We start from the raw sequence: 17,209 nt of genomic DNA on the forward strand, positions 1-17,209 counted from the left end.
TCCCCCGGTCGCCGTGCTTAGTGCGCGAGCGCGGCGCGGATCTTCTCCGCGACCGTCGCCGCGGCCGCGTCCGCCGGCAGCAGCGTCGCTTCGGCGTCGCGGCGGCCCTGGTACTCGATCTTGCCCTCCTTCAGGCCGCGCTCGCCGATCACGAGGCGATGCGGCACGCCGATCAGCTCCCAGTCGGCGAACATCACGCCCGGGCGCTCGCCGCGGTCGTCGAGGATCACGTCGATGCCGGCCGCGACGAGTTCCGCGTACAGCTTGTCGGCGGTCTCGCGCACCATTTCGCTGCGGTCATAGCCCATCGGGCACAGCACGACCTCGAACGGCGCGATCGACTCCGGCCAGATGATGCCGCGATCGTCGAAGTTCTGTTCGATCGCCGCGCCGAGAATGCGCGTGACGCCGACGCCGTAGCAGCCCATCAGCATCGGCTGCGGCTTGCCCGACTCGTCGAGGAACGTCGCGCCCAGCGCTTCCGAGTACTTGGTGCCGAGCTGGAACACGTGGCCGACCTCGATGCCGCGGCAGATGTCGATCACGCCCTTGCCGTCCGGCGACGGGTCGCCCTTCTGCACGTTGCGCACGTCGGCGACGTCCGGCTCCGGCAGGTCGCGGCCCCAGTTCACGCCCGCGATGTGATAGTCGACCTCGTTCGCGCCGACGACGAAATCGCTCATGTTCGCGACCGTGCGGTCCGCGATCACCTTCACGGGCTTCTTCGTGCCGACCGGGCCGAGGTAGCCCGGCGGCGTGCCGAACCACTCGACGATTTCCTGCTCGGTCGCGAAGCGGTGATTCTTCAGGCCCGGCAGCTTCGACACCTTGATCTCGTTCAGGTCGTGGTCGCCGCGCAGCATCACGAGCCAGATGGTCGGCTCGGCGCCTTCGTTGTCGGTCGCGAGCACGATCGACTTGATCGTGCGCTCGAGCGGGATGGCCAGCAGTTCGGCGACGGCTTCGCACTTCGCCTTGCCCGGCGTCGCGACCTTTTCCATCGCTTCAGCCGGCGCCGCGCGCTCGGCAATCAGCGGCAGCGCTTCGGCCGCCTCGATGTTCGCCGCGAACTCGGACGTCGGGCAGTAGGCGATCGCGTCCTCGCCGGTGTCGGCGATCACGTGGAACTCGTGCGAGAAGTTGCCGCCGATCGAGCCGCTGTCCGCCGCGACCGCACGGAACTCGAGGCCGAGGCGCGTGAAGATGCGCACGTACGCGTCGTACATCTTGCGATACGACTCGTTCAGGCCCGCCGCATCCTTGTCGAACGAATACGCGTCCTTCATGATGAATTCGCGGCCACGCATCACGCCGAAGCGCGGACGGATCTCGTCGCGGAACTTCGTCTGGATCTGGTAGAAGTTCACCGGCATCTGCCGGTAGCTCTTGATCTGGTTGCGCGCGATGTCGGTGACAACTTCCTCGTGAGTCGGCCCGATCACGAAATCGTTGTCCTTGCGGTCCTTGAAGCGAAGCAGCTCGGGGCCGTACTGTTCCCAGCGGCCCGATTCCTGCCACAGCTCGGCCGGCTGCACGGCCGGCATCAGCAGCTCGATGGCGCCCGCCCGGTTCATTTCCTCGCGCACGATCGCCTCGACCTTGCGAATCGAACGCAGGCCGACCGGCAGGTAGTTATAGATGCCGCCGGCGACGCGACGGATCATGCCGGCGCGTACCATCAGCTTGTGGCTGACGATCTCTGCGTCGGCGGGTGCTTCTTTCAGGGTGCCGATAAAGAAACGGGAAGCTTTCATGCGGACGGTTCCAAAAACGGCGCCCCCAGGCGGGGCGCCCGAAAAAGTTTCAAGGTGAAAAAGCTGCGCGCGACGAACGACGATGGCGCAGATGACGTAGCAGACTAATAAGGGACAATTCAGCCGGTGTGCCCCGCGCGGATTCGCTCCGTCACGGTGCGCAGCGCCCGTTATCTGTTTATAATCAAAGCAATTTTAAAGGATTCGAAGGTGGTTGTATGCTGGATCGTGAAGGCTTTCGCCCGAACGTCGGCATCATCCTCTTGAACGCGCGCAACGAGGTGTTTTGGGGCAAGCGGCTCCGCGAGCACTCCTGGCAGTTTCCTCAAGGTGGGATCAAGTACGGCGAGACCCCCATGCAGGCGATGTACCGGGAACTGCACGAGGAAACGGGCCTGCATCCGGAACACGTCAAGATAATCGGCCGCACTCGCGACTGGTTGCGTTACGAGGTGCCTGACAAGTTCATCAAACGCGAAGTACGCGGTCATTACCGCGGCCAGAAGCAGATCTGGTTCCTGCTGCGGATGGTTGGACGCGATTGCGACATTTGCTTGCGCGCGACCGATCACCCGGAGTTCGATGCGTGGCGCTGGAACGAGTACTGGGTGCCGCTCGATGCGGTGATCGAGTTCAAGCGGGATGTCTATCAGTTGGCGCTGACGGAACTGTCGCGCTTCCTGCGCCGCCCGGCGCAGCGAGCCGAAAAGCCGCGCGGGCCGCGTCTGTCGCGCTATCCGCGCGTCATCGGCGCACAGGCCCAGCAGACGTTGACGATTGTCGACACATCGGTAGTCTGTTCGGAGATCGAAGTGGAAGCGGGCACGCTCGACGAGATGCCGCCCCACGTGATCGTCGGCAAATGACGAGTCGGACTGCATGACCGGGCGCGACCTTGGTGTCGCGCCCTTTTTTTACGAGGAATGCATATTGAAAGCGATTGCTCTCGCGCTCGCATCGATTGCCGCAGCGGCCGTGCTGGCCGGTTGCGCGAATTCGAAGACGCCGACCAACAAGGATGACAGCGAGTTCGTGTATCTGCTGGACCGCCAGGGCACCTGGAAGGAAAACGCGGTCGACACGCTGCCGCCGCTGCCGCAGACGGGCGACCTGCTGCCGTTCAACGTATCGCAGAACACGCCGCTCAAGTTCTTCGTCGATGCGAAGTCGCTCGCGGTCGGCACCGATGGCGTCGTGCGCTACGCCGTCGTCATCACGAGCCCGGCCGGCGCGCGCAATGTGAACTACGAAGGCATCCGCTGCGACACCTACGAATGGCGGCAGTACGCCGGCCTGAATGCGGAACACGACGGCTGGGACCGCACGGTCGAGAACGACTGGCGGCGCATCGAGAACGGCGAACTGAATGCGTACCACTCGTCGCTCTATCAGGACTACTTCTGCGCGAACAAGATGCCGCAAGGCTCGACCAAACAGATTCTGGAGAACATCCGGTTTCACCGCACCGCGATGAGCCAACTGCGCTGACGGTACGCGGCACGAGCCGCCTGCTCCGTCCCGCACCATGCAAAAAGCCCGCATCACGCGGGCTTTTTATTTGGCTACCGGATTCGGAGCGGACAGTCACACCAGCACGAGGTTGTCGCGATGGATCAGTTCAGGCTCCAGCATGTAGCCGAGCACGGTCTCGATCTCGCCGCTCGGCTTGCGCTGAATCAGCTTCGTTTCCGCGCTGCTGTAGTTCGTGAGCCCACGCGCCACTTCGCGCCCGTCGGGGCCGACACACGCGATCACCTCGCCGCGCGCGAACGCCCCCTGCACGCCGGTCACGCCGATCGGCAGCAGGCTCTTGCCGCCGGCCGTCAGTTTCTCGACCGCGCCGGCATCGATCACGACATGGCCGCGCACCTGCAGGTGATCGGCCATCCATTGCTTGCGCGCCGCCATCCGCGCGGTACGTGCGATCAGTTGCGTGCCGATCGCCTCGCCGGCCGCCAGACGCACGAGCACGTCGGACTCCCGACCGCTCGCGATCACGGTGTTCGCGCCGCTGTGCGCCGCACGCTTCGCCGCGAGAATCTTCGTCAGCATCCCGCCGCGGCCGAGGCTCGAGCCCGCACCGCCCGCCATCGCCTCGAGTTCCGGCGCACCGGCATTAGCCTCGGCGACGAGCGTCGCGTTCGGATCCTTGCGCGGATCGGCGGTGAACAGCCCCGACTGGTCGGTCAGGATGATCAGTGCGTCGCCTTCGATCAGGTTCGCGACGAGCGCGCCGAGCGTGTCGTTGTCGCCGAACTTGATTTCGTCGGTAACGACCGTGTCGTTCTCGTTGATGATCGGTACGACGCCGAGCCGCAACAGCGTGAGCAGCGTCGAACGCGCATTCAGGTAACGCTCGCGATCCGCCAGGTCGGCGTGCGTGAGCAGGATCTGCGCGGTGCGGATGTCGTGTTCGGTGAAACGGCTCTCATAGACCTGCGCGAGCCCCATCTGGCCGACTGCTGCGGCGGCCTGCAGCTCGTCGATTTCCCGCGGCCGCTTGCTCCAGCCGAGCCGCTGCATCCCTTCGGCAATCGCGCCCGAACTGACGAGCACGACTTCCTTGCCCTGAGCGCGCAGCGCGGCGATCTGGGCAGCCCAGCGGCCGATTGCAGCATGATCGAGCCCTTTGCCGTCGTTGGTCACGAGGCTGGAGCCCACCTTCACCACCAATCGCTTCGAATCCGCGATGATCGAACGCATCCTGCACTGTCTCCTGTATCTGATGCCTGCCCGGCCGGGCGCGATTGAACGCCGACGCCGGGCGGCATGCCCGGCGCGTTCCGGAACCGCTCAGGCGTCGTCGCCCGGCACTCTACCGCCGTTCGCAGGCGGCGCATCGCGGAAACGCACGTCCGCCGCGAGATCTTCCGCTTCCGCCGCGCGATGCGCGTCCGAATGCTCGGACAGGTAATCGTAGATCGCGTAGCACAGCGCTTCGCAGCCCTGCCCCGTCAGCGCCGAAATCTCGAACACGGGGCCGTCCCAACCGAAGCGGTCGAGGAAATCCGCGACGCGCGCCTCGCGCTCGTCTTCCGGCACCATGTCGAGCTTGTTGAGCACGAGCCAGCGCGGCTTCTCGTAGAGCGCCTCGTCGTACTTGCGCAGCTCGCCGACGATCGCGGTCGCTTCCGCGACCGGATCGACGCTTTCGTCGAACGGGGCGAGATCGACAAGATGCAGCAGCACGCCGGTGCGCTGCAGGTGACGCAGGAACTGATGCCCGAGGCCCGCGCCTTCGGCGGCGCCCTCGATCAGCCCCGGGATGTCGGCGATCACGAAGCTCTTGCTCGGGCCGACGCGCACCACACCGAGATTCGGCGCGAGCGTCGTGAACGGGTAGTCGGCAATCTTCGGCCTCGCGTTCGAGACCGACGAAATGAACGTCGACTTGCCCGCGTTCGGCATGCCGAGCAGGCCGACATCGGCGAGCACCTTCAGCTCGAGCTTCAGCATGCGCCGCTCGCCGGGCTTGCCGTCCGTCTTCTGACGCGGCGCGCGGTTCGTGCTCGACTTGAAATGCAGGTTGCCGAGGCCGCCGGCGCCACCCTGGGCGAGCATCACCTGCTGGTCATGCTCGGTCAGGTCGGCGATCAGCTCGCCGGTATCCATGTCGCTGATGATCGTGCCGACCGGCATGCGCAGCGTGACGTCGTCGCCGCCCTTGCCGTAGCAATCCGAGCCGCGACCGTTTTCGCCATTACGCGCCAGGTGCTTCTTCGCGTAACGGTAGTCGATCAGCGTGTTGATGTTGCGGTCGGCGATCGCGTAGACGCTACCGCCCCGGCCACCGTCGCCGCCGTCCGGCCCGCCGAACGGGACGAATTTCTCGCGGCGCATCGACGCGCTGCCATCGCCTCCGTCGCCGGCGATGACTTCGATTCGTGCTTCGTCAATGAACTTCATTCGTCACTCCGCCCAGTATTTCCGCTATTGTGCCGCGCGCCGGCGCGCTTGAACAATCTGCCTTTCGGCCGATCGTACGCCGGTTGCACGACGGTCGCCGGAACGCACATGCGCCCGGCGGCCAAATAAAAAAGGCCCCGCGAAGACTGCGGGGCCTTTCGGCTCGAAGCCCGTGGGTGCCTGAACTTAGGCAGCCGCCGGGACGACGATGACCAGATGCTTCTTGTCCGCGCCCTTCGTCGCGAACTTCACGTGACCGTCGACCAGCGCGAACAGGGTGTGATCCTTGCCCATGCCGACGTTCTCGCCTGCGTGCATGCGCGTGCCGCGCTGACGCACGATGATGCCGCCGGCATTGATTGCCTGGCCGCCGTACACCTTCACGCCGAGACGTTTCGACTCGGAGTCGCGGCCGTTCCGGGAAGAGCCGCCTGCCTTTTTGTGTGCCATCTGATTGCTCCTTAACCGAGGCGCTTACGCGTTGATCGCGTCGATGCGCAGCTCAGTGTAGTTCTGGCGGTGGCCGCCGTGCTTTTGGTAGTGCTTCCGGCGACGCATCTTGAAGATGGTGACCTTGGCGTGACGACCGTGCGACACAACGGTGGCCTTGACGGAAGCCCCACTGACCAGCGGCGTACCGAACTTAATCGATTCGCCTTCGCCCACTGCGAGAACCTGGTCGAGCGTGATTTCAGCGTCAATGTCAGCCGGTATCTGTTCTACTTTGAGTTTTTCGCCAACGGCAACCTTGTACTGCTTGCCGCCGGTTTTTATGACCGCGTACATTGAGAACCTCACTCTGGATCCAATTTTTCCGCACACCACGCGCGGAAAACACGTGATTATACATGGGGTTAGCACCCAAGTCAAAACTGATCGACGATTGCCGTACGCCAGCCTCGGACGGACGGCCAAAATCGCTGCGGCGGCGCGTCCGACAGACCGGGATATCTCGGATTCGACTTATAATCCGCGGCATCACCCAATTCCATCATCATGTCGTCGTCCACCGCCTCCCCCACCCTCAGCGCCGCCCACCTGCTCGCTCCGATCACCAGCGACATGGAGCAGGTGAATCGCGTTATCCGGCAAAGCCTCGCGTCCGACGTGCTGCTGATCAACCAGATCGCCGAGTACATCATCGGCGCGGGCGGCAAGCGGCTGCGTCCGGCGTTGCTGCTGCTCGTCGCCGGCGCGCTCGGCGAGACGTCGCACCAGCGGCACGTGCTGGCCGCCGTCGTCGAGTTCATCCATACGGCCACGCTGCTGCATGACGACGTCGTCGACGAATCCGAGCTGCGCCGCGGCCGCCAGACCGCCAACGCGCTGTTCGGCAACGCGGCGAGCGTGCTGGTAGGCGATTACCTCTATTCGCGCTCGTTCGAAATGATGGTCGGCGTCGGCAAGATGCGCGTGATGGAGATCCTGTCCGAAGCGACGACGATCATTTCCGAAGGCGAGGTGCTGCAGCTCCTCAACATGCATGACGCGGACGTCGACGAAACGCGCTACATGCAGGTGATCCGCTACAAGACGGCCAAGCTGTTCGAGGCGTCGGCGCGCCTGGGCGCGGTGCTCGCCGGCGCCGATGCGCCGACCGAAGCCGCCGCCGCCGAATACGGCCGCCGGATCGGCACCGCGTTCCAGATCATGGACGACTGGCTCGACTACGCGGGCACCGTCGAGGCAATGGGCAAGAACGCCGGCGACGACCTGCGCGAAGGCAAACCGACGCTGCCGCTCATCTATCTGATCGAACGCGGCACGCCGGAACAGTCGGCGCTTGCACGCGAGGCGATCGAACAGGGCGGCACCGATCGCTTCGACACGATTTTCGAAGCGATCACGCGTTCGGGCGCGCTGGATCACACGCTCGAATGCGCACGCCAGGAAGCGCAGGCGGCAGCGGCAGCGATCGCCGCATTCCCCGATTCGATCTACAAGGAGAGCCTGCTCGCGCTGTGCTCGTACTCGACGTCGCGGCAGTCGTAAACACGTCGCGAACCGCGGCGATGCGTTGTCTCGAAAATTTTCTTCAGCAAAGTATTCCCTTTTAGAAAAAACATCGTTATAGTTACGTTCTTGCTTGTGACGACGCAACGATCTTCACGAAGACGGCGAAGTCCGAAGAGCAAAAATCGGGGTGTAGCTTAGCCTGGTAGAGCGCTACGTTCGGGACGTAGAGGCCGGAGGTTCGAATCCTCTCACCCCGACCAGATTTGTAAAAAAACCGTGCACCGCGTGCACGGTTTTTTTTCGTCCGGCCGTTGCGGGCCCATCGCGTCGCGCACGACACATCGCGGTCGCCGGCCTCTGCTATATTCCCTCCATTCCTGTCCTTCACTGCCCTTTCCGACGCGTGGACCAAATTCCCTTATGGGCGCAAATCGGCGCCGTCTTCCTGCTTCTCCTCTGTTCCAGCTTCTTCTCCATTTCCGAGACCGCGATGATGGCGCTCAATCGCCATCGGCTGAAGCATCTCGCCGGCCAGGGCGCACTCGGCGCGAAGACCACCCAGGGGCTTCTCACGCGTACTGACCTGCTGCTCAGCGTGATCCTGATCGGCAACAACCTGTTCAACACGATCATCCCGGTCCTGACGACGTCGCTCGCGCTCCATACGTTCGGCCGCAACAATCTCGCGCTGTCGATCGCGACCGGCATCGTCGCGTTCCTGATCATCGTGTTCGCGGAGATCGCGCCGAAGATCGTCGGCGCGACCTTCCCCGAACGCATCGCCCTGCCCGCGAGCCTCGTGATCGCGCCGCTGATGCGCGTGTTCAAGCCGGTCGTCTGGTTCGTCAACGCGCTCGCGAACGGCGTGCTGTGGGTGCTGCGCATCAACACGAAGAAGGGTCGCGACCAGCGGATGTCGGCCGACGAACTGCGGGCCATCGTGCTCGAGTCGAGCAGCTTCATGCCGACCAAGCACCGCAGCATCCTGCTCAACCTGTTCGACCTCGAGAACATCACGGTCGACGACGTGATGGTGCCGCGCCGCCAGATCGAATCGCTCAACTTCTATGCGCCGCTCGACGACGTCCTGCACCAGCTCGAAACCTGCTATCACAACCGGCTTGTCGTCTACGAAGGCGACATCGACAAGGTGCTCGGCGTGCTGCACGTGCGCAAGACGCTGACCGCGCTGCACAACCAGGAGTTCGACCGCGAAACGCTGCGCTCGCTGCTCGCCGAGCCGTACTACGTGCCGTCGGGCACGCCGGTGGTTCAGCAACTCCAGTATTTCCAGGAGACCCGGCAGCGTACCGCGCTCGTCGTCAACGAATACGGCGAGCTCGAAGGGCTCGTCACGCCCGAAGACATCATAGAGGAGCTGATCGGCGAATTCACGACGTCGATGCCGCGCAGCGAACGCGCGGGCGGCTGGGACGAGAACGGCGAATGCATCGTCACGGCCGGCATGCCGCTGCGCGAACTGAACCGCTGGCTGCACCTGAAGCTGCCGACCGACGGGCCAAAGACGCTGAACGGGCTGATTCTCGAAACCCTCGAGGAAATTCCGGAAGACGACGTGTGCCTGAAAATCGGCGACGTGATGCTCGAGGTGATGCGCAGCGACGACCAGGCCGTGCGCACCGTCAAGCTCTTCAAGCCGCGCGGCACGCGCACCGCACGCACCGCATTACGCTAGCCGAACGGCCGACTGCCGGCACCGCCCGCAATGCGCGACCATCTGCAGGTCACGTTCAACAGGCGGCCGACGCGCCGGCTCACATGCATTTCCCTCCTCCCGGGGCGCCGCTGCGCATGCAGCAGCCGCCCGCCCACTCCGATGCGTCGCCCGCCGCCGCACCACACGCGCTCGACGCGGCCCAGCTCGACGACGCACCGGCCGTACGGCTGCTGACCGACACGCTTCACGCGGCACGCGTGCGCGACGCATCCGACATCCACGTCGAACCGTTCGAAGCCGGCTGGCGCATCCGCCTGCGCATCGACGGCGTGCTGCACGAACATGCGCGGCCGCCGTTACACCTGCGCGACGCGCTCGTCACGCGGATCAAGGTCCTCGCGCGCATGGACATCGCCGAACGACGGCTGCCGCAGGACGGCAGGCTGCGCATCGCGATCGACGGCGGCACGCGCGGCGACTACCGCGTCAGTTCGTTGCCCACGCTGTTCGGCGAAAAGCTCGTGCTGCGTCGCCTCGAAACGCTGCCGCCCGATCTGACGCTCGCCCGCCTCGGCTTCGACGCGCAGCAGGCAGCAGCGATGGAAGCCGCGATACGCGCACCGCACGGCCTCGTGCTCGTCACGGGCCCGACCGGCAGCGGCAAGACGCTGTCGCTCTACTGCGCGCTGCAGATGCTCGATCGCGACGCGCACAACGTCTGCACGGTCGAGGATCCCGCCGAGATCCAGCTCGACGGGATCAGCCAGGTCGGTGTCGCCGAAAAGGCTGGGCTCACGTTCGCGACGGCGCTGCGCGCGCTGCTGCGACAGGATCCGGACATCATCATGGTCGGCGAGATTCGCGATGCGGAGACGGCCGACGTCGCGATCAAGGCCGCGCAGACCGGCCATCTCGTGCTGTCGACGCTGCACACGAACGACGCGCCGGCCGCCGTCGCGAGGCTGCTCGACATCGGCGTCGCGCCGTACAACCTCGCGGCCGCGCTGCACCTCGTCACCGCGCAGCGCCTCGTCCGGCGCTTGTGCGTCGCGTGCCGCATGCACTCGGACGCACCTGCGCGCGTGCTGCGTGAAGCCGGCTGCGACCCGGCGGCCCTGGCTGCCGGATGGCGGCCGTTCGTCGCGCGCGGCTGTTCCGCGTGTCACGGTATCGGCTATCGAGGCCGCATCGGCTTGCATCAGACGATGCCGGTATCGCCCGCGCTGGCGGAACGCATCGTCGCGCGGGCGAGCGTCGGCGAACTCGCTCAATGCGCGGCGGCCGAAGGCGTGCGCAATCTGCGCGACGCGGCCTTCGCGCGCGTCCGCGACGGCACGACGAGCATCGCGGAAGCCGTCGCCGCAACACCGGTGGCCTGAGCATGCGCACACCGCCGCGCGAAACCCGCTTCGTGTGGCGCGGCCGCCGCCGTGACGGCGCGCCGCGCCACGGGACCGTCATCGCCTTCGACGCCGCGGCTGCGCGCGCCGCGCTCGCGCGCGACGGTATCGCGGTGCTGTCGCTCGACGTCCGCGGGCCGGCCCGGCCGCCGACGGCCGGCGCACGCGACATAACGCGTTTCACGCGCCAGCTCGCGAGCCTGCTGCAGGCCGGGCTGCCGCTCGCGCCGTCGCTCGAGATGCTCGCGCGCACGCGCACGCGCGACGGCGTGCCGCGCATCGCCGCGGGTCTCGCCCGCGAGATCGTCGGCGGGCAGCGCTTCGCCGATGCGCTCGCCCGCTATCCCGCGCAGTTCGGCACGCTGTATCGCCAGCTGATCGAGGTCGGCGAAGCGTCCGGCTCGCTCGGCATCGTGCTGACACGGGTCGCGGAACACCGCGAGCGCGCCGACGCGCAGTGGCGCAAGCTGCGTGCCGCGCTCGCGTATCCGGCAGCCGTCATCCTGTTCGCGCTCGCGATCTCGGCTGCGTTGATGGTGTGGGTCGTGCCGACGTTCCGGCAGATCTTCGACGGATTCGGCACCGCACTGCCGGCACCGACCCGCGCACTGCTTGCGCTGTCCTCCGCGCTGTCGGCGTGGGGCGGTGTGCTCGTGGCCGGTGCCGCGGCAACGGGGCTTGCCGCTCATCACGCGCTTCGGCGCTCGGCGCCGCTGCGCCATGCGCTCGCGCGACGCCTGCTGCACGCCCCGCTCGCAGGCAGCGCGCTCACGCGGTTCGCAGCCGCACGCTGGTGCCGCTCGCTTGCGACGCTGCTCGGCGCCGGCGTGCCGCTCGCCGATGCCTTCGCCACGCTCGAGCGCACTGCCGGCCATCCGGTGTTCGAGCGGGCCACCACGCATATCGCGGCACGCGTGCTGCGCGGCGCGCGTCTCGCCGACGCGATGCAGTCGGCTGGCTGCTTTCCGGACGACGTCGTGCAGCCGATCGCCGTCGCCGAGGAGACCGGCACGCTCGACACGATGCTCGCCGACCTCGCCGCGCTGTGCGAACGCCAGCTCGACGCGCGTCTCGATACGCTCGCGGCTCTCGGCGAACCGCTGATCGTCATCGTACTGGGCGCACTCGTCGGCGGCCTCGTGATCGCGATGTATCTGCCCATCCTTCAGCTCGGCAACGTGGTGTAGCATCGCAACCGATTCTGTCGCCTTTTAGTCCGAACCTTGAGCCTCATGACACCCGCGCCCCTGTCCGCCGTTCCCGATTCGCCCGAGAGCACGCTGCTCGCGCTGGCGATGCTGCCGCCCGCGCTGCAGTATGCGTTCGCGGTCGTCATCGGCCTTTGCGTCGGCAGCTTCCTGAACGTGGTCGTGCACCGGCTGCCCGTGATGATGCAGCGCGCATGGCAGGCCGAGATCGCCGAAGCGACCGGCAACGCCAGCACCGTCCCCGACGACGGTTATCCGCCGCGCTACGATCTGTGGGGCCCGCGCAGCGCATGCCCGCATTGCGGCCACGTGCTGCGCGCTTGGGAAAACATCCCGCTCGTCAGCTACCTGATATTGCGCGGACGCTGCCGCCGCTGCGGCCACGCGATCGGCATCCGTTATCCGCTCGTCGAACTCGCGTGCGCGCTGCTCGCCGCCGGTTCGCTCGCCGCGTTCGGTCCGACCATCGCCGCGCTTGCCGCCTTCGCGCTGTGCGCCGCGCTGCTGGCGATGAGCGCGATCGATATCCGCACCGGCTACCTGCCCGATTCGATGACGCTGCCGCTCCTGTGGGCCGGGCTCGTGCTGAACCTCGGCGGCACGTTCACGTCGCTGCGCTCGGCCGTGATCGGCGCAATGGCCGGCTACCTGTTCCTGTGGTCGATCTACTGGCTGTTCAAATGGTTGCGCGGCATCGAGGGCATCGGCTTCGGCGACCTGAAGCTGCTCGCCGCGCTCGGCGCGTGGATGGGCTGGGCCGCACTGCCGCAGGTCGTGCTGTTCGCCGCGGTGACGGGCGCGACCGTCGGGCTCGTCGCGACATGGCGCGGCCGCATGCGCTTCGAGGAGCCGATTCCGTTCGGCCCGTTCCTCGCGGCGGGCGGCGTCGCGACGCTGTTTTTCGGCACCCCTTTCTACGCGGCGCTCGGAGGCTGACATGTTCGCAGTAGGACTCACCGGCGGCATCGGCAGCGGCAAGACGACCGTCGCGGACCTGTTCGGCGCCCGCGGCGCATCGCTCGTCGATACCGATCTGATCGCCCACCGCATCACCGCGCCGGGCGGCCTCGCGATGCCTGCGATCGAACAGGCATTCGGCCGCGGCTTCGTTGCCGCGGACGGTTCGCTCGATCGCGCGAAGATGCGCGCACTGATTTTCAGCGACAACGACGCGCGCCGGCGCCTCGAAGCGATCACGCACCCGCTGATCCGCGCGGAGACCGATCGCGACGCGCACGCAGCGCAGGGCCCGTACGTGATGTTCGTCGTGCCGCTGCTCGTCGAGTCGGGCAACTGGAAGGCGCGCAGCGATCGCGTGCTCGTCGTCGACTGCCCGGTCGAGACGCAGATCGCGCGCGTGATGCAGCGCAACGGGTTCACGCGCGAGCAGGTCGAGGCGATCATCGCGAGACAGGCGACGCGCGAAGCCCGTCTCGCGGCGGCCGACGACGTGATCGTCAACGACGCGACGACGCCCGATGCACTCGCCGCGCAGGTCGATGCGCTGCACCAACGCTACCTCGGATTCGCGGCCGCCGCGCACTGACCCTCGCGCGCGATCGTGATGGCGTACGAAATTGGTGCGTTGCTAGGGTAGAGAGTGAGCATTAGAATGTGCTGCATTGTTTCAATTCCTACCCTAGAGGCGAGCGCGCTTGATTCTTTACGAGTATCCGTTCAACGAGCGAATTCGCACGCTGCTGCGCCTCGAAGACCTGTTCGAGCGCTTCGCGTTCTTTTTGGCTCAGGAGGACCCGCGTGAACACCACGTCGCGCTGACGACGCTGTTCGAAATCGCCGAGGTAACCGGCCGCGCGGACCTGAAATCGGATCTGATGAAGGAGCTCGAACGTCAGCGCCAGACGCTCGCCCCCTTTCGCGGCAATCCGGGCATCGAGCAGAACGCGCTCGAAGCCGTGCTCGGCGAAATCGAGCAGACGCTCGCGAATCTCGCGCAGATGCAGGGCAAAACCGGGCAGCACCTCATCGACAACGAGTGGCTCGCCAGTATCCGCAGCCGCGCGGTGATTCCCGGCGGCACCTGCAAGTTCGACCTGCCGTCGTACTACGCGTGGCAGCAATGGCCCGCCGAGCAGCGGCGCCAGGACATCGCGAAGTGGATCATGCCGATGCTGCCGCTGCGCGACGCCGCGTCGATCGTGCTGCGCCTCGCGCGCGAATCGGGCCAGGCGTCGAAGGTCATGGCGATGCAGGGCAGCTACCAGCAGATGCTGTCCGGCCGCACGTACCAGTTGATGCAGGTGCGCGTGCCGCCGGAGTTGCGCGTCATTCCCGAAGCGAGCGCGAACAAATACATGCTGTGGGTACGGTTCACCATGCAGGACGGCGATGTGCGGCCGCGCGCGGTGGACATCGACGTGCCGTTCCATCTGACACTGTGCAATCTGTAACGGCCGCGTGCCGGATCGACGCTTTCGTATGACTACCGTTGTGAAATGCCCGTCCTGCGGCGCCCAAGTGCGCTGGGCCCCTGAAAATCAGTTCCGCCCGTTCTGTTCGGCTCGCTGCAAGCAGCTCGACCTCGGCGCCTGGGCTGCGGAAAAGTACCGGATCGGCGGTACGTCCGACGAAGGCCCTTCGTCGGAAGAAGACGGCACGGACGACCGCCGCGACAGTTGAGCGGCGCGCGGCACCGCCCGCCGGCGATATGGCCCGCCTTTCAGGCAGGCCGCCGCGGCATCAGTGCGACGCCGCTTCCTTTTCGAGCAGTTCGAGCACCGGCAGCGCCGCCGGCAGCAGCGGCGCGACGTCGACCGGCAGTTGCTGCCATACGAACGCCTGCCCTTCCTTGCTGTGCGGCTCGCCGGTCCAGCCCGTCACCTTGCAGAAATAAAGCCGCACGTACGCATGCGGATAATCGTGTTCGAGCGTGTGCCAGCGGTGACTGGCCGTGACGACGATGCCGAGTTCCTCGTGCAGTTCGCGCGCCAGCGCGTCCTCGACGCTTTCGCCGGCCTCCAGCTTGCCGCCCGGAAACTCCCAGTAGCCTTCATACGGCTTGCCTTGCAGCCGCTGCGCGAGCAGGTACCGGCCATCCGGCTGCACCATCACCCCGACCGCGACTTCCGTCACCTTGCGGCCATCCGGCGCGCGCACGGCGCCCTGTGCGAGATCCGTGCTCATGCCTGCTCCTTGCGACCCGACCAGTCACGCGCGAATTGCCACGCAACGCGGCCCGACCGCGAACCGCGTTCGAGCGCCCACACGAGCGCGTCGCCGCGCGCGGACCCGATCTCCGCATCCGCGCAGCCGAAATGACGCAGCCAGTGCGCGACGATGCCGAGGTAGTCGTCCTGCTTGAACGGATAGAAGCTGACCCACAGGCCGAAGCGCTCCGACAGCGAGATCTTCTCCTCGACGACTTCGCCAGGGTGAATCTCGCCATCCGGGAGATGCTTGTACGACTCGTTGTCGCTCATGTACTCGGGCAGCAGATGGCGGCGGTTCGACGTCGCGTAGATCAGCACGTTGTCCGACTGCGCGGCGATCGAGCCGTCGAGCGCGACTTTCAGCGCCTTGTAGCCCGATTCGCCTTCCTCGAACGACAGGTCGTCGCAAAACACGATGAACCGCTCGGGACGCTGCGAGATCAGCTCGACGATGTCGCCGAGATCGTGCAGGTCGTCCTTGTCGACTTCGATCAGGCGCAGCCCGTCCTTCGCATACGCGTTCAGGCACGCCTTGATCAGCGACGACTTGCCGGTGCCCCGCGCGCCCGTCAGCAGCACGTTGTTGGCCGGCTTCTGCTGCACGAACTGCCGTGTATTCTGCTCGATCAGCCCCTTCTGGCGATCGATGTTGTGCAGGTCGCCGAGCGTGATCGGCGATACGGCCGGCACCGGCTGCAGGTAGCCGCGCCCCTGGCGCTTGCGCCAGCGGAACGCGTGCGCGGCGTTCCAGTCGATGGCCGCCGGCGCGGGCGGCAGCATCCCCTCGAGCCGGCCGAGCAGCGCTTCCGCGCGCGTCAGAAACTGTTCAAGCTTGTCCATGTCGTTCGAACGCTCCCGATCAGGAACGGTAATCCGCGTTGATGCTCACGTAATCGTGCGACAGGTCGCACGTCCACACGGTGGCCTGCGCATCGCCGCGGCCGAGCAGCACGCGAATCGTGATTTCGCTCTGCTTCATCACGCGCTGGCCGTCCTCTTCCTGGTAGGCCGGATTGCGGCCGCCCGCCTTCGCGACAAGCACGTCGTCGAGATAGAGGTCGATCTTGCCGACATCGAGATCCGCGACGCCCGCATAGCCGATCGCCGCGAGAATCCGGCCGAGGTTGGGGTCGGATGCGTAGAAGGCCGTCTTCACGAGCGGCGAATGGCCGATCGCGTACGCGATCTGGCGGCATTCGGCGACGCTCTTGCCGCCCTCGACCTGCACCGTCATGAATTTCGTCGCGCCTTCGCCGTCGCGCACGATCAGTTGCGACAGCACCTGCGCGACTTCCGTCACCGCATCGCGCAGCGCCGCATAGGCCGGCGAATCGGTCGACGTGATTGCAGGCAGCGTGCTCTTGCCCGACGCGATCAGGATGAATGAGTCGTTCGTCGACGTGTCGCCGTCGATCGTGATGCAATTGAACGAGCGGTCGGCAACTTCCTTCACGAGCGTGTCGAGCACCGGCTGCGCGACATTCGCGTCGAACGCGAGGAAGCCGAGCATCGTCGCCATGTTCGGCTTGATCATGCCGGCGCCCTTGCTGATGCCCGTCAGCGTGACCGTGTGGCCGTCGATCGCGACCTGGCGCGACGCGGCCTTCGGCAGCGTGTCGGTCGTCATGATCGCCAGCGCGGCGTCAAACCAGTTCGCGGCCTTGCGGTTCGCGAGCGCGGACGGCAGGCCGGCCTTCAGGCGGTCGATCGGCAGCGGCTCGAGGATCACGCCGGTCGAGAACGGCAGCACCTGCGCCGGCTCGATGCCCGCGAGGCGCGCGAGTTCCGTGCAGGTCTCGCGTGCGTTCACGAGGCCCGGCTCGCCGGTGCCGGCGTTCGCATTGCCCGTATTCACGACGAGCGCGCGAATGCTCGCGCCGCCCGCGCGCACCTTCGCCAGATGCTCGCGGCAGACGGTGACCGGCGCGGCGCAGAAACGGTTTTCGGTGAACACGCCCGCGACCGTCGCCCCTTCGTCGACGGAGATGACCAGCACGTCCTTGCGATTCGGCTTGCGGATGTTCGCTTCCGCCCAGCCGAGCGTGACGCCGGCGACGGGATGCAGTTGGGCGGGATCGATCGACGGAAAATTGACAGCCATGGGGCACACCTGCCGGATGGAAAATGCCGGCACACG

General features: G+C 66.2%; 18 protein-coding genes and 1 tRNA gene. 11 read left to right on the top strand and 8 right to left on the bottom strand.

The features are described from left to right. Window positions 1-17: 17 nt before the first annotated feature. Window positions 18-1,754 carry a proline--tRNA ligase gene (locus tag BT264_RS04090; RefSeq protein WP_072436376.1) on the bottom strand — a complete coding sequence of 579 codons (1,737 nt, stop codon included), beginning with the start codon at window positions 1,752-1,754 and terminating at the stop codon, window positions 18-20. A 218-nt stretch (window positions 1,755-1,972) separates the two neighbouring features. On the opposite strand from BT264_RS04090, the gene BT264_RS04100 reads away from it, so the two are divergent. Both BT264_RS04100 and BT264_RS04105 read left to right on the top strand, forming a co-directional pair. Next, entirely contained in the window at window positions 1,973-2,620 is a 648-nt protein-coding gene (locus BT264_RS04100) for an RNA pyrophosphohydrolase (RefSeq protein WP_034182660.1), read from the top strand. 13 nt (window positions 2,621-2,633) lie between these two features. Then, on the top strand, window positions 2,634-3,242 hold the full coding sequence (locus BT264_RS04105; protein WP_072436377.1) for a CNP1-like family protein: 609 nt from the start codon (window positions 2,634-2,636) through the stop codon (window positions 3,240-3,242). A gap of 96 nt (window positions 3,243-3,338) precedes the next feature. Here the strand turns inward: BT264_RS04105 and proB are convergent, their stop codons facing one another. The 4 genes from proB to rplU all read right to left on the bottom strand — a co-directional run bounded on the left by proB (window position 3,339) and on the right by rplU (window position 6,446). Further along, on the bottom strand, window positions 3,339-4,457 hold the full coding sequence (gene proB, locus BT264_RS04110; protein WP_034182658.1) for a glutamate 5-kinase: 1,119 nt from the start codon (window positions 4,455-4,457) through the stop codon (window positions 3,339-3,341). A gap of 90 nt (window positions 4,458-4,547) precedes the next feature. Beyond that, window positions 4,548-5,660 (bottom strand): GTPase ObgE, encoded by a 1,113-nt coding sequence (gene obgE / locus BT264_RS04115; protein WP_072436378.1) that lies wholly within the window; start codon window positions 5,658-5,660, stop codon window positions 4,548-4,550. A 186-nt stretch (window positions 5,661-5,846) separates the two neighbouring features. Continuing rightward, entirely contained in the window at window positions 5,847-6,110 is a 264-nt protein-coding gene (rpmA, locus tag BT264_RS04120) for a 50S ribosomal protein L27 (RefSeq protein ID WP_006476999.1), read from the bottom strand. Between the two features lie 24 nt (window positions 6,111-6,134). Beyond that, window positions 6,135-6,446, bottom strand: coding sequence for a 50S ribosomal protein L21 (rplU, locus tag BT264_RS04125; protein WP_006025184.1), 312 nt, complete (start codon window positions 6,444-6,446; stop codon window positions 6,135-6,137). A 210-nt stretch (window positions 6,447-6,656) separates the two neighbouring features. On the opposite strand from rplU, the gene BT264_RS04130 reads away from it, so the two are divergent. The 9 genes from BT264_RS04130 to BT264_RS04170 all read left to right on the top strand — a co-directional run bounded on the left by BT264_RS04130 (window position 6,657) and on the right by BT264_RS04170 (window position 14,542). Next, window positions 6,657-7,652: a polyprenyl synthetase family protein gene (locus BT264_RS04130; RefSeq protein WP_034182656.1), complete on the top strand. Its 996-nt coding sequence runs from the start codon at window positions 6,657-6,659 to the stop codon at window positions 7,650-7,652. 147 nt (window positions 7,653-7,799) lie between these two features. Next, a tRNA-Pro gene (locus tag BT264_RS04135) sits at window positions 7,800-7,876 on the top strand. A 143-nt stretch (window positions 7,877-8,019) separates the two neighbouring features. Then, on the top strand, window positions 8,020-9,312 hold the full coding sequence (locus BT264_RS04140) for an HlyC/CorC family transporter (RefSeq protein ID WP_034182655.1): 1,293 nt from the start codon (window positions 8,020-8,022) through the stop codon (window positions 9,310-9,312). A gap of 83 nt (window positions 9,313-9,395) precedes the next feature. Then, window positions 9,396-10,673 (top strand): GspE/PulE family protein, encoded by a 1,278-nt coding sequence (locus BT264_RS04145; protein WP_072436379.1) that lies wholly within the window; start codon window positions 9,396-9,398, stop codon window positions 10,671-10,673. A gap of 2 nt (window positions 10,674-10,675) precedes the next feature. Beyond that, window positions 10,676-11,881 carry a type II secretion system F family protein gene (locus tag BT264_RS04150; protein ID WP_072436380.1) on the top strand — a complete coding sequence of 402 codons (1,206 nt, stop codon included), beginning with the start codon at window positions 10,676-10,678 and terminating at the stop codon, window positions 11,879-11,881. Window positions 11,882-11,926: 45 nt separating this feature from the next. Continuing rightward, a complete protein-coding gene (locus BT264_RS04155; RefSeq protein ID WP_072436381.1) occupies window positions 11,927-12,838 on the top strand; it encodes a prepilin peptidase in 912 nt (303 codons plus the stop codon). A 1-nt stretch (window position 12,839) separates the two neighbouring features. Continuing rightward, a complete protein-coding gene (gene coaE, locus BT264_RS04160; protein ID WP_072436382.1) occupies window positions 12,840-13,448 on the top strand; it encodes a dephospho-CoA kinase in 609 nt (202 codons plus the stop codon). Between the two features lie 109 nt (window positions 13,449-13,557). Next, window positions 13,558-14,313: a cell division protein ZapD gene (zapD, locus tag BT264_RS04165; RefSeq protein ID WP_034182650.1), complete on the top strand. Its 756-nt coding sequence runs from the start codon at window positions 13,558-13,560 to the stop codon at window positions 14,311-14,313. A gap of 28 nt (window positions 14,314-14,341) precedes the next feature. Then, entirely contained in the window at window positions 14,342-14,542 is a 201-nt protein-coding gene (locus tag BT264_RS04170) for a DNA gyrase inhibitor YacG (RefSeq protein ID WP_072436383.1), read from the top strand. Window positions 14,543-14,602: 60 nt separating this feature from the next. Here BT264_RS04170 and BT264_RS04175 read toward each other — a convergent pair whose 3' ends face one another. From BT264_RS04175 to argJ, 3 genes are read right to left on the bottom strand one after another with little or no spacing between them, the layout of a single operon-like run. Further along, a complete protein-coding gene (locus tag BT264_RS04175) occupies window positions 14,603-15,046 on the bottom strand; it encodes an NUDIX domain-containing protein (protein ID WP_072436384.1) in 444 nt (147 codons plus the stop codon). Then, complete coding sequence (locus tag BT264_RS04180; protein ID WP_072436385.1) at window positions 15,043-15,912, bottom strand: ATP-binding protein; 870 nt, start codon at window positions 15,910-15,912, stop codon at window positions 15,043-15,045. The genes BT264_RS04175 and BT264_RS04180 overlap by 4 nt, the downstream gene beginning before the upstream one ends. 19 nt (window positions 15,913-15,931) lie before the next feature. Then, on the bottom strand, window positions 15,932-17,173 hold the full coding sequence (gene argJ, locus BT264_RS04185) for a bifunctional glutamate N-acetyltransferase/amino-acid acetyltransferase ArgJ (RefSeq protein WP_072436386.1): 1,242 nt from the start codon (window positions 17,171-17,173) through the stop codon (window positions 15,932-15,934). Window positions 17,174-17,209 lie beyond the last annotated feature (36 nt).

It is taken from the genome of Burkholderia sp. NFPP32 (assembly GCF_900119325.1).
GTDB lineage: Bacteria > Pseudomonadota > Gammaproteobacteria > Burkholderiales > Burkholderiaceae > Burkholderia > Burkholderia pyrrocinia_C.